This is a genomic window from Cyclobacterium sp., from assembly GCF_014762705.1.
Taxonomy (GTDB): Bacteria; Bacteroidota; Bacteroidia; order Cytophagales; family Cyclobacteriaceae; genus Cyclobacterium.
The window spans coordinates 1-13243 of sequence record NZ_JABURL010000012.1; the positions used below are offsets into that span (position 1 = coordinate 1).

9 protein-coding genes are annotated in these 13243 nt (G+C 45.0%); 7 read left to right on the forward strand and 2 right to left on the reverse strand.

The features are described from left to right. The first annotated feature begins 301 nt into the window (after positions 1-301). Positions 302-3268, forward strand: a complete 2967-nt coding sequence (locus HUJ21_RS00720) for a DUF2723 domain-containing protein (protein ID WP_291366453.1) — start codon at positions 302-304, stop codon at positions 3266-3268. Between the two features lie 122 nt (positions 3269-3390). Here the strand turns inward: HUJ21_RS00720 and HUJ21_RS00725 are convergent, their stop codons facing one another. Further along, on the reverse strand, positions 3391-4170 hold the full coding sequence (locus HUJ21_RS00725) for a class I SAM-dependent methyltransferase (RefSeq protein WP_291366455.1): 780 nt from the start codon (positions 4168-4170) through the stop codon (positions 3391-3393). A gap of 75 nt (positions 4171-4245) precedes the next feature. Between HUJ21_RS00725 and HUJ21_RS00730 the strand changes: the two genes are divergently transcribed. From HUJ21_RS00730 to rmuC, 3 genes are read left to right on the forward strand one after another with little or no spacing between them, the layout of a single operon-like run. After that, positions 4246-5469, forward strand: coding sequence for a GWxTD domain-containing protein (locus tag HUJ21_RS00730; RefSeq protein ID WP_291366457.1), 1224 nt, complete (start codon positions 4246-4248; stop codon positions 5467-5469). Beyond that, entirely contained in the window at positions 5442-6224 is a 783-nt protein-coding gene (rlmB, locus tag HUJ21_RS00735) for a 23S rRNA (guanosine(2251)-2'-O)-methyltransferase RlmB (protein WP_291366459.1), read from the forward strand. The genes HUJ21_RS00730 and rlmB overlap by 28 nt, the downstream gene beginning before the upstream one ends. Before the next feature lie 12 nt (positions 6225-6236). Then, positions 6237-7586 (forward strand): DNA recombination protein RmuC, encoded by a 1350-nt coding sequence (gene rmuC, locus HUJ21_RS00740; RefSeq protein ID WP_291366461.1) that lies wholly within the window; start codon positions 6237-6239, stop codon positions 7584-7586. Here rmuC and HUJ21_RS00745 read toward each other — a convergent pair. Continuing rightward, complete coding sequence (locus HUJ21_RS00745; RefSeq protein ID WP_366483469.1) at positions 7583-8230, reverse strand: transcription elongation protein SprT; 648 nt, start codon at positions 8228-8230, stop codon at positions 7583-7585. The two genes, rmuC and HUJ21_RS00745, sit on opposite strands and share 4 nt — an antisense overlap. A 270-nt stretch (positions 8231-8500) precedes the next feature. Between HUJ21_RS00745 and HUJ21_RS00750 the strand changes: the two genes are divergently transcribed. The 3 genes from HUJ21_RS00750 to HUJ21_RS00760 are packed head-to-tail and all read left to right on the forward strand — an operon-like array spanning position 8501 to position 13171. After that, positions 8501-10282: an FAD-dependent oxidoreductase gene (locus HUJ21_RS00750; RefSeq protein ID WP_291366463.1), complete on the forward strand. Its 1782-nt coding sequence runs from the start codon at positions 8501-8503 to the stop codon at positions 10280-10282. Beyond that, complete coding sequence (locus tag HUJ21_RS00755; RefSeq protein ID WP_291366465.1) at positions 10279-12144, forward strand: 2-oxoacid:acceptor oxidoreductase subunit alpha; 1866 nt, start codon at positions 10279-10281, stop codon at positions 12142-12144. Before HUJ21_RS00750 ends, HUJ21_RS00755 begins: the two co-directional genes overlap by 4 nt. Further along, on the forward strand, positions 12119-13171 hold the full coding sequence (locus HUJ21_RS00760) for a 2-oxoacid:ferredoxin oxidoreductase subunit beta (RefSeq protein WP_291366467.1): 1053 nt from the start codon (positions 12119-12121) through the stop codon (positions 13169-13171). The genes HUJ21_RS00755 and HUJ21_RS00760 overlap by 26 nt, the downstream gene beginning before the upstream one ends. The last annotated feature ends 72 nt before the right edge of the window (positions 13172-13243 follow it).

The window sequence follows — 13243 nt, forward strand, 5'->3', positions numbered from 1 at the left end:
AAAAAAAAATATTTAAAAAAACAAAAATTTTGTATACTACGTAATATGCCTGAATCTTGTATTTCCCAAATTATTACAGCCTGATAAGATATTTAATTCTAGTTTAAATCTGCAATTGGTTTATTTTAAAAATTATATTTTGCAAGAATATTATTAAAAAAAAATAAAATAAAATCTAACCAACAGGTAAAACCATGGAATAAGGGATCAAAACCAGACATCATCCTACTTAAAAATAGTTAATTCAACCATAATTCCTGATAATTTTTTTAATTTCGTTTTTCAAAAACAATCCGATCACATGCCAAAATATGCCAGGTTGAACAATATATTCGGTTGGACCGCCTTTTTAATTGCGTTCATCACCTATTTACTCACCATAGAGGAAACCGCCAGCTTCTGGGATCCAGGGGAATTTATTGCAGTAGCTTATAAACTACAGGTTCCGCACCCTCCCGGAGCCCCTTTCTTTTTGTTGATTTACCGGATGTTCAGTTTTTTTTCCTTTGGGGATAATCTGGCCATTGCCTATTGGATGAATGTGGGAAGTGCTTTATTTTCGGCTTTTACCATATTATTTCTTTTCTGGACCATTACTCTCCTGGGTAGGAAATTGTTTTCATTAGGCAAGGAGGAGGCTACAAAGGAACAAACCTATCAGCTGATGGGAGCCGGCCTGATAGGAGCTTTGGCCTATACTTTTACGGATAGTTTTTGGTTTTCTGCAGTTGAGGCAGAAGTGTATGCCATGTCATCCTTTTTTACAGCCATCGTTATTTGGGCATTTCTGAAGTGGGATGTCATCAAAGATCCACGGGCCGAAAATCAATACATGATTTTCATTGCCTATCTGGTTGGTTTGTCCATAGGTGTACACCTTTTAAACCTGGTCACGCTACCAGCACTGGCATTGGTTGTTTATTTTAAAAAATACAAAAACCACAACCTAAAAGGGGGGATTATTGCTTTTGTGTTGGGAGGCATTGCGCTGGTGATCATCAACAATATTATCATCCCCGGGCTCCCAAGCATCGCAGGAACCATGGAAATATTCTTTGTCAACAGCCTGGGGCTTCCTTTCGGTGCAGGCATAATATGTTTTTCCTTATTATTTCTTGGCGGTCTGGTTTATGCCCTTGTTTATGCACACAAGCAAAGGAAGGTAATCATGAGTACCGTTTTGATATGCCTTACTTTTATCCTTATCGGTTATGGCTCTTATGCACTGATTGTTATCCGTGCCAATGCAGAACCTGTCATCAATGAAAATGACCCCAAAGACATTATCAGCTTTGTCAGCTACCTTAAAAGAGAACAATACGGATACCGCCCTTTGTTGCATGGCCAATACTTCACTGCCGAAGTGATCGACCAGGTAGAAGGAGCTCCAGTCTATGCAAAAGGAGAAGAAAAGTACGAAGTGGTGGATTACCAATTGGAAAACATCTATGATCCTGAAAAAACCACCATACTCCCCAGGATTTATTCTACCCAGGCCAGACACATGCAGATTTATCAATCAAAGCTGGGCCTGAGGGAAGGGGAAGATCCCACATTTTTCGACAATATTTACTTTATGCTTGACCATCAGCTGGGGCACATGTATTGGCGGTATTTTATGTGGAATTTCAGCGGTCGGGAAAGCGATTTCAGCGATGCACCATTTTTAAGTATCTGGACCAGCATCAGCACAGATTTCCCGGAATACATTAAAAACAACAAAGGACATAACAATTACTTCATGCTCCCCTTGCTTTTAGGCCTGATAGGGATGTTTTTTCAAGCCAAACATGATCCTAAATCATTCTGGTTGACATTAATGCTTTTCTTAATGATGGGGGTAGTGCTGGTACTGTACCTGAATTCCCCTCCAGTCGAACCCCGTGAAAGGGATTATATTTATGTGGGTTCTTTTTATGCATTTGCCATCTGGATTGGCTTCAGTGTTTTGGCCATAAGCAGGCAGTTGGCCCGGTTAAAAAAAGACCTGGTAATGGCAGGTTTGTATGCCACATTAATTACCATACCTGTACCTTTGTTAATGGCAAGCGAAAACTGGAATGACCACGACAGGTCAGATCGCTTTTTTTCGGTAGATGCGGCCCGGAATTTCCTGGCATCCTGTGCGCCCAATGCCATTTTGTTTACCGGAGGTGATAACGACACCTTTCCATTGTGGTACGTTCAGGAAGTGGAAGGTTTCCGTACAGATGTTCGGGTGATCGTATTGAGTTATTTTGATACGGATTGGTATGTGAAGCAAATGACAAGACCAGTCAATGAATCGGCTGCACTGGATTTCACACTACAGTACAATAACTTCAAAAAAGGCACCAATGACGTTTTGTACATCACCGACAGGCTTGACAACTTGCCACTGCCCGATTACCTTCAATTGCTAAAAAGCGACAGTGAACTCCTTAAATTATCTTCCAGCAGGTCTGGCAGCATCAATACCGTCCCGTCAAGGACGCTCTCCATGTCAATTGACCAGGAAAAAATCGAAAACCTGGACATTGTTCCGGAACAATTCAGGGATTTAAGGATACCTGATATCAATATCAGGCTTAAGGGAAATTATGTAACCAAAGGCAATTTAATGCTTCTGGACCTGATAGCTACCAATAACTGGGAACGGCCGATTTATTTCAACAACACTTCATTGGCTACAATCGGTTTTGACATCAGTGACCACGTGGTGATGGAAGGCCTTACTTACCGCCTGTTGCCCATACAAAAACCTGATAACCAGGAGGAATTGATCAATACAGACCTGGCCTATACCAATGTCACTGAAAAATTTGCCTTCAGGGGAATGAATGACCCGGACAATTACTTTGATGATGAGTTCAGAAGGTTTACTTCCAATCACAGAAGTGTATTAAACAGCATTACCATTGCGCTGTTGGATGAGGGGGATTTGCAAAGGGCCGAGGACATCATGCGTCTTAGCCTGGAAAAATTCCCACATGGGGCCGTCCCCTATGATCTGGCAAGTGGACAAGCCGTTCCGCTACTCCTTGAATTGGGTATGGAAGAAGAAGCCATGCACATTATAGATGAAATGTCCTCCCGATCTGTAGAAATGCTGGATTTCTACCAGGAAACAGGGCGCGCGATGGACAGGGAGGCTTCCATTTCCATGCAAATGCTTCGCTACTTCATTCCCTTATTAAGGGAACAAGGATTTGAAGAAAAGGCGAATCAATTGCAACAGGAATATGAAAGATTGTTTGGCTCAATGGGCCAAAGAATGCAAAGAAAGTAAAAACCAACCTACAAGTGAGGTACCTGACAGCATGAAGGCAGAATTAAAGTGAAAAAATAAAAAAGTAATTTTGCCCATGCTGTGCGTTAAAAATGGCACAGCATGGGCAAAACTTATCCTTTTTACGCTTTCTTGTGCAGCAAATAAAAGAGGTCTAATGCCTCCTTGGGATCATCCAAAAACAGGTAGTCTGCATGAAATATTTCCTCCACGGCTTTTCCCTGCTTTTCGTGCAGCTTGTTGCGGTTAAAGCGGTTTAAAATTTCATAGGGGATTTTCAATAAACCGGCAGGAAGGCGGTACTGCAAATTAAGGAAATCCCATTTGGTTATTCTTTCTACTGAAATTTTATTGGCCCTATGGTATTCCCATACCTTTTCATTGCCTCCAATTCCTTTGGTCTCGACCTTGTCAAATACTTTCAAACACAGATCCTGAAGTTGATCTGGGGTATACTCTCTGATGTGCCAGGGATTCCTGGAAAGAGAAAATCGAATATTAGGGGTAGAAATCAGGGCAAATCCTCCCGGTTTCAATACCCTGTAGATTTCCTGCAAGTACAACAAGTCATCGGGGATGTGTTCAATCACCTGAAAGCTGACCACTACATCAAAAGTGTTGTCTTTCAGGCCAGGCATGGGTGGCAAAACGGCCTGCTCAAAGACAAAGTCAGGATGCTTGACTTTCAGTATCTCCAGGATATCGCCAATTTTATCCATTCCATGGTAATGGTCAACCAGGGGACCCAAAACCTCCACCCCCCTTCCTTCACCACATCCAATCTCCAATAAATCACCGAAAACATAATCTTTAGCGACAATGTAGGCCTTCAATAGGCGTTGATGAATAGGGTTATCACTGATCAACTTATCGGAAGTAATTTCCGTTGTATAGGTAGCCATTTAAAATTTTATTATTTTCAACAAAATTAAGGTTAATTTTTAAAACCAACTATGGAAAAAATAAAGTCATTGCACATGAAAAAAATAATTGGTTGCCTGGCCGTCCTCTGCTTTTTGTCGCTGTCGGTTCATGCACAAAACAATCTGCAAAGCATTAACCAAAACCTGAGGTACTCCAGATATTCCCGGATCTCCCTCAAAGTGATCCCTATAAAAACGGCCGAAAGAACCTTTACCCTTCAAATGGTGGTAGAAAAAATTGAAGAGGATCCTGATTTTGACAATTATCTTTTCAGCTACACCATAGTCAATAGCTTCCAGCAAACCATTGCAGATGAGCAGGTGATTGCCCTGGACAGGGACTTGCTGAAAGCGGATACCGACAGACATTTCTATTTTGAAGAATCAGTAGAAATTCCGGCTGATCAGGAAGAGGCTTATGTGATCTTCAGGGCATTGGATAGCAGGCAGCAGGATGAATATATTTATCATGCGGACCTTATCAGCCCATTTGTACCAGAACAGCCAAGCTTTGGAGCATATTATGGCAACGACATTCCCTTTGATCAGAATTTTTTAAATGTGGAAGAATCCCTTTTATTTAAAAGTGAGCAAGGGGTAAACTTATACCGATACTATTACCCGCGGGAATTTCCTCTCCCCCTACCCCCAATGGAAACCAACACACCGGATATCCCAAGGGAGACCGAGGTGGTGGATGAGGGAAGTTTCCTGGTGAATGTGCCCGTTCCATTTGAAAAATCGGGATATTATTACATACAGGCAGACACCAGTTCAACCACAGGACTGATGATTAAAACTGCCAGCCAAACTTTCCCCAGGGTCTCGACCTGGGAGGAAATGATCCAAATGGTGACCTATATTTCTACCCGTAAGGAACACGAAACCCTGCTTGCCGCAGAAAACAAAAAAACCGCGTTGGATGAATATTGGATTAGAATGACCCGGGATGAGGAAACAGCAAAAACCCTGATAAAAGAATATTTCAGGCAAGTGGAGTTTGCCAATATTCTCTTTACAGATTTCAAGGAAGGCTGGGCTACAGACCGTGGAATGGTTTATATTATCATGGGCCCCCCGCAGGAAGTTTACTTTGATAAGGACAAAGAAACCTGGGTTTACCAGTCACAAGACTCAAATTCAAAAATTACTTTTACCTTTGCCCGCATAAAAAATATTTTAACCCCCAATTATTATACATTGAACCGGTCAAGGGCCTACCAGCCGATTTGGTTCAAAAACATTACAGCATGGAGAAACGGAAGGATGGTTTTCTGATCGACAGAGAAGACAACCAAAAAGATTACTTGTTTGGCATCAGGCCTATAATGGAGGCTTTTAATGCGGATCAGCAAATCGATAAGATTTTAGTGAACAAGGAATTGAAAGGGGATCTGTTAAAGGAACTACTTGCAATCGCCAGAGAGAAAAAAATCCCTGTGACCAAAGTACCGGAAAGCAAGCTGAACCGCATTACCCGTAAAAACCACCAGGGGGTGGTGGCCTATATTTCAGCAATTGCCTATGCTTCACTGGACAATGTGGTGGATGGCTGTTATTCCAGAGGCGTAGCTCCGCTCATACTGATGCTGGACAGGGTGACTGATGTCAGAAATTTCGGAGCCATCGCCAGGACAGCTGAAGTAGCAGGTGTTCATGCCATTGTGATTCCGGAAAAAAGCAGTGCACAGATCAATTCCGATGCCGTAAAAACTTCAGCGGGTGCATTGAATTTTTTACCGGTAAGCAGGGAAAGAAACTTGTATTACGCCTTGAAAGACCTGAAAAAATCAGGCCTCAATGTAGTGGGTGTAACCGAAAAAACAGAGCGGAATATGTATGCAGCAGACCTGACCTTACCTACGGTGTTGGTGGTGGGCTCAGAAGAAGATGGCATATCCGAGGAACTGATGGAACTGTGTGACGAATTTGTAAAGATCCCGGTATTGGGCAAAATAGAAAGTCTGAATGTATCGGTAGCTACCGGGATTGTCATTTATGAAGCCATAAGGCAGAGAAATGAAACTGCCTAAATAATTTTGCTTATGGGAATAGAAACTGTAGCCCTGATCTTTATGGCAATGGCGCTGGCAGGAATGGCATTCTTTAGCTATAGCAACTTTCAAAAAAAGGAGACGCTTCAGGAAAGGATCAGAGATCTGACCATGGAAAGGAACGGACTACAAGAAAGCAGACAGTTACTCAGCGATAACCTGAACCGCCAACTAGATTTGTATCACACCCAGACAGCAACCATCAAGGCGTTGGAGAGAGATAAATACGAATTGGCCCTGGATAAAAACAAGCTGGAGTCCAAATTGCACTATCTGGGCGAAAAGCTGGCTTTTCAGGAGCAGGAACTGGAAAAGATGGGGAAAAAGTTTCAACAGGAATTTGAACTTTTGGCCAACAAAATCCTGGAGGAAAAATCCCTGAAATTCTCCCTGCAAAACCAGGAAAACATAGGAAGGATTCTGGATCCGCTGGGAAAGGACCTCGAGGCATTTAAAAAACAGGTCCAGGAAACCTATTCCATGGAATCCAAGGAGCGCTTTTCACTGGAAAGAAAAGTAAAGGAGCTGGCCGAACTCAACCAACAGATCAGCCAGGAAGCAAGGAACCTCACCAATGCACTGAAGGGAAACGCCAAAATCAGGGGCAACTGGGGGGAAGCCATCCTGGAGACCATCCTGCAAAATTCCGGATTGGAAAAAAACAGGCACTACAGTGTACAGGAGTTTTTAAGAGACGATGCCGGCAATCCCTTGCTAGGTCAGGATGGAAAAAAAATGCAACCCGATGTGATCATCCATTATCCGGATAACAAAAAGGTCATCATAGATGCTAAAATTTCACTTCTGGCTTACGAAAAATACAGCAGTGCCACCGATGAACCCGATCAAAAAAATGCCCTGGAAATGCATCTCAAGGCCATTAAAACCCATATTGACCAACTATCCGGCAAGCAATATGAAGGCTATGCCAGGGCACTGGACTTTGTGATCATGTTTGTGCCACTGGAGGCAGCTTACATAGTAGCTCTGCAGGCAGATGCCCGGCTCTGGGAATATGCCTATAAAAAACGGGTATTGCTGATCAGCAGCAGTAACCTGATTGCGGCCCTGAAAATGATCAAAGACCTGTGGATTCGTGATGATCAATCCAAAAATGCCCTGGAAATTGCAGAAAGAGGAGGTCGCATGTACGATAAGTTTGCCTCCTTTCTGGGAAACCTGGAAGATATCGGCAAACACCTGGAAAAATCACAGTACAGCTACGATGCTGCCATCAAACAACTGAAAACAGGGAAAGGCAACCTGGTCTCCCAAGCTGAAAAACTGAAAAATCTGGGCATCAATGCCCGACAACAAATTTCCGATTCCGGTAAAAATTAAAAAGGGACATCTCCCTCATCGTCCTTTTCTACCACTTCCGCATGCCTGGAAATCAGGTATTTTCTACCCGTTGACAATTCCATACACAGTACTCTGGACCTTTTGGTCTCCAGCTTTTCAAAAATCCTGGACCTCAGGCCAAATTGAGCACCTGTCTTCAAATCGCCCAATAGCACCCCAGAATATGAAGCAGGCCGCCTGTCATACTTTTTCAATTCCTTCATCAAAAAGAAATCCGCTCCGGTACTTGCTTTGGGGTTGTTCATGTACAGGCGAAGGGGAATCAACACATCCATGGGGAAAACATTTTTATGCAGTAAAGGGGCCATCAAAAACCGAAAAGAGCGCTTCCATTCCGGCCCATGGGGTTTGACCCCTACACCCTTGTATTGGCTAAAAACCCGGTGATGGGCTACCTCATGAACAAAAGTGATCAGAAACTGATAGGGGTTCAAATCGTGATTGATGGTAATCTTTTGGATTTCATGGCCCCTCCTGTACCGAAAATCTCCTAATTTGGAAATCCTGGAACGGGTGATTTCAAAGTGAAAGGGCTCCTCCTCCCACAGGGCGCAGCAATAGGGAATGGCCTTCTCCGGAACCCGGTTTTCCAGCATTTTATTCCAATCAGCTTTGTTCATCATTTAATAATTAACCGGTCAAAAATAGCTTTTAAAAATGGATCGGTAAATGTCTTTTCATAAAAAAACCGGGATTTTGTAGCTGCAATTCCTGGCATCTGAGATAACATGTAAATAAAACAGGAGGCTTGCTTAAATCAAACTCAATTGCACAAATAAAGCGCTAAGGAAAAATTATTTAGACAATCGTTTGCATAGATGACTTTATTTTGTAAAATTATTCTGCAATAGTAAATACTGCCCAAATAGGAAGGGCAAAAAACCCAAAATGCCATGAAACCTACAGATACCCGAAATCCGGAGTATTACCACAAAGTAGTGGACTGCCAGTACGCCTGTCCTGCCCATACTCCTGTACCAGAGTACATCCGCAAAATCGCAGCAGAAAAATACACCGAAGCCTACATGATCAATTGGGAATCCAATGTATTCCCGGGGATTCTGGGCAGGACCTGTGACCGGCCATGTGAACCAGCCTGTCGCAGAGGCCGGGTGGAAGAGGAACCCGTAGCCATCTGCAGGCTAAAAAGGGTGGCGGCAGACAACAAGGGAGATGTACAATCCCTGATGCCTCAGGGACCATTCACCCCCAATGGTAAAAAAATAGCCCTCATAGGGGGAGGTCCGGCTTCTCTTTCGGTAGCCCGGGATCTGGCTCCGCTTGGTTATGAAATTCACCTATTCGATGAACAAATCGCCGGAGGAGGCATGATGCGCAGTCAGATACCTGCCTTTCGCCTGCCCGAAGAAGTATTGAATGAAGAAGTAGGGTATATATTGAATCTGGGCATTCATACCCAGTTCATGACTTACGTTGAAAGTCTGAAAGAAGTACTGGAAAAAGATTACGATGCTGTTTTTGTAGGTACAGGTGCTCCCCGAGGCCGGGATTTGCCAAAATTGCCGGGAAGAAAGGAAGGAGATGCGCACATTCATATCGGAATAGAATGGCTGGCAGGAGTGGCCTTCGAACACATCGACAAAATCGGCAAAAAGGTCATTGTTTTAGGAGGAGGTAACACCGCCATGGATTGTTGCCGAACTTCCAGGAGACTGGGCGGAGAAAGTGTCAAAGTGGTGGTCAGGAGCCCGTTTAAAGACATGAAGGCTTCCCCCTGGGAAAAAGAGGATGCCATGCACGAGGACATTGAAATTTTTGATAACCATGTCCCTTTGAGTTTTGAAGTGGAAAACGGAAAACTCACCGGCATGAAATTTCAACGTGTAAAAGCTATTTATGATGATGCCGGTAAAAGAAAATTGCTCCCTACCGGAGAACCTGACGTGTTCATTGAGGCAGATGAGGTCTTGATTGCCATTGGTCAGGAAAACAGCTTCCCCTGGATAGAAAGGGATTTGGGATTAAAATTTGATGAATGGAATATGCCAGAAGTGGACAAAGTAACCTTCCAATCCACCCATCCCAAGGTTTTTTTCGGAGGAGATGCAGCCTTCGGTCCGGAAAATGTAATTACCGCCGTGGCCCATGGGCACCAGGCTGCAGTGTCCATACATTTGTATTGTCAGGGAAAGGACATTACCCAAAGACCCGCTCCCTATACCAAACTTTTCAGCACCAAAATGGGCATCCACGAGTGGAGCTACGACAGCCCGGTGACCATCGATCAGCGCTATCTGGTACCACAGGCAGAGAAATCTGTCACCTTGCTGGACCGGAGAAAAGAAGTAGAACTGGGCTTTGATCTGCCCACCGGCTACAAGGAGGCCCAACGCTGTCTGAATTGTGATGTACAGACAGATTTTACGGCTGATCGCTGCATCGAATGCGATGCCTGCATGGACATTTGCCCCACTTCCTGCATTACTTTCACCACCAACGAAGAAGATGAGGATCAGCTGAGACAAAAATTATTGGTACCGGCTACAGATAAAACCCAGGATATCCTGGTTTCGGAAAACTTAAAAACCGGCCGTGTGATGGTCAAAGATGAAGACGTTTGCCTGCACTGCGGGCTTTGTGCTGAGCGTTGCCCTACTTCTGCCTGGGACATGCAGCAATTTTTCTACAGCGTAACCAAAGCAGAAAACATATGAGCATGACACAAGCCATTCCCCGGCCCAGAGCCCGGATAAACAATTTTGTCGCCCGTTTTGCCAATGTCAATGGCACCGGTTCGGCCAGTGCAAACTTTCTCTTCGCCAAGGCCATCTTCAGGATGGGGATTCCCGTAACACCCAAAAACATTTTCCCTTCAAACATACAGGGTTTGCCCACCTGGTATGAGGTGAGGGTAAGCGAAAAAGGGTACCTGGGCCGTAGGGAAGGCATTGACCTTCTAGTGGCCGTCAATGCCCAAAGCATGAAACAGGATATAGAAAGTGTGCGGAAAGGCGGCTACCTGGTATACGACAGCACCAAAAAACTTTCACCTGACCTGATACGGGAAGATATCCATTACCTGGGAATCCCGATGATGGAACTGGCCAATGAAAACTTCAGCAATCCCAGGCAGCGGCAATTGTTCAAAAACATCATCTATGTAGGTGCCCTGTCCGTACTGCTCCAAATTGAATTTGAGGTATTGGAAAGCCTGCTCAAAGAACAATTTGCGGGAAAGGAAAAACTGATCGCCCCCAATATCACTGCGATCAAACTGGGTATGGATTACGTCAGGGAGCATTTTGACTACCCCCTGGATTTTTATCTGGAAAGACGGGACCTGGTCAGGGATAAGATCATGGTGGACGGCAACACGGCCTGTGGCCTGGGGGCAGTTTATGGAGGTGCTACGGTGATGGCCTGGTATCCCATCACACCCTCTACCTCGGTAGCAGAGGCTTACGAAAAATTTGCTTCCCAGTACCGTATTGATCCCCAAACCGGAAAGCACCATTATGCTGTGGTACAGGCAGAAGATGAACTGGCAGCAATGGGAATGGTCATCGGGGCCAACTGGAACGGTGCAAGGGCACTTACCGCTACCAGCGGACCGGGTGTTTCGCTGATGAACGAATTCATAGGACTGGCCTATTTTGCAGAAGTACCGGCCGTATTGATAGATGTGCAGCGGGCAGGACCCAGCACGGGCATGCCAACACGAACCCAGCAATCTGACATCACACTGGCAGCCTACGCTTCCCATGGGGATACCAAACACCCCTTGTTGTTTCCGGCTTCTCCGGAGGAATGTTTCCGGATGACCGCTGATTGTTTTGACCTGGCCGACCGCCTGCAAACACCGGTCATTCTGATGACCGATCTGGATCTGGGCATGAACGACCATATGAGTGAGCCCTTCCAATGGGATGAAAACCGAAAATACGACCGCGGTAAAGTCCTGAATAAGGAAGAACTGGAAGATATGGGCCGGTATGGACGTTACCTGGACACTGAAGGGGACGGTATCCCCTACCGAACCTACCCCGGTACACATCCCTCCAAAGGGGCTTTTACTACCAGGGGAACATCCCGGGATGAATATGCAGTCTATACCGAGGACAGTGCTGCTTACAAACGCAACATGGACCGGCTGCAAACCAAATGGGAAACTGCCAAAAAAATCGTTCCTGCCCCCAGCCTATATCAGGAAAGCAACCAAAGTGAAATCGGCATGCTCTTTTTCGGTACTTCTACCTATTCATCAGAGGAGGCAAAAGACATCCTGGAAGAAAAAGAAATCCAATTGGATGCCATTCGCATCAAAGCTTTTCCATTTGGAACTGAAACCGAAGCCTTTATCCGCTCCCACAAATTGGTATTCATCATCGAACAAAACCGGGACGGGCAGCTTCGCAGCCTGATTATCAACGAGATGCAAATGAACCCAAAGAAACTGGTTTCTGTGCTGAATTACGATGGCATGCCCATCACCGCCGATAACATTGTCCTACAGATTTCCGATTATTTAAAGCAAAAAAACGCTGTGCCCCATGACTTATCTGAAACCCTTATTTAGACACCCGAAACTGCCCAAAAACAAACTGGGATACACCCTAAAGGAATATGAGGGTACCATTTCTACCCTTTGTGCGGGTTGTGGTCATGACAGCATCAGTGCCACCATCGTGCAGGCCTGCTTTGAATTGTCCATAGAACCCCATCTGGTAGCCAAAATCTCCGGCATTGGCTGCTCTTCCAAAACACCGGCTTATTTTCTGGGCAATTCCCATGGCTTCAATTCCGTACACGGACGCATGCCATCGGTAGCCACCGGTGCCAACCTGGCCAATAAAAACATGGTCTATTTTGGTGTTTCAGGAGATGGAGACACGGCATCCATTGGCATGGGACAGTTTGTCCATGTCATCCGCAGAAACCTGAACATGGTATATGTCGTCATGAACAATGGTTGCTATGGTCTTACCAAGGGGCAGGACTCGGCCACAGCAGATGTAGGCTCGGCCAGCAAATCCGGACACATCAACCCCTTTCAGCCGGTAGATCTGGCCAGCCTGGCCGTAGAGTTGGGCGCCACCTTTGTCGCACAGAGTTTCAGTGGGGACAAACAACAACTGGTACCCCTGATCAAAGCAGCCATACAGCACAAGGGGCTGGCCTTTATCAATGTGATGTCTCCTTGTGTGACCTTTAACAACAACCCCGGCTCTACCAAATCCTACGATTATGTGCGGGAACACATGCAGGCTACGGGTACCCTGGATTTTGTTCCCGAAAGGGAAGCCATCAAAGCGGAATATGCAGCAGGTACAGATACAGCAGTTTCATTGCACGACGGCACGGTAATGCGGCTGCACAAGCTGGCCCCTGAATGGAACCCGGAAGACCGGCTTTCGGCTGTGAATGCCATGCAGCAGGCCCGGGCAAAAAATGAAATATTAACCGGTCTGCTGTACATCAATACCGAGTTTGGTGACCTGCACGATATCCTAAACACTTCGGACGGGGCATTCAATACTTTAGGAGAGAAAGCCCTGTGCCCGGGTGAGGAGCAACTACAGGTCATCAATGCCGGCCTGCGCTAAATGATTTTTATTTAATAAATTTTATTTATATTTAATATTTAAAACATAAATAAAAATTTATGTTTATGTGTT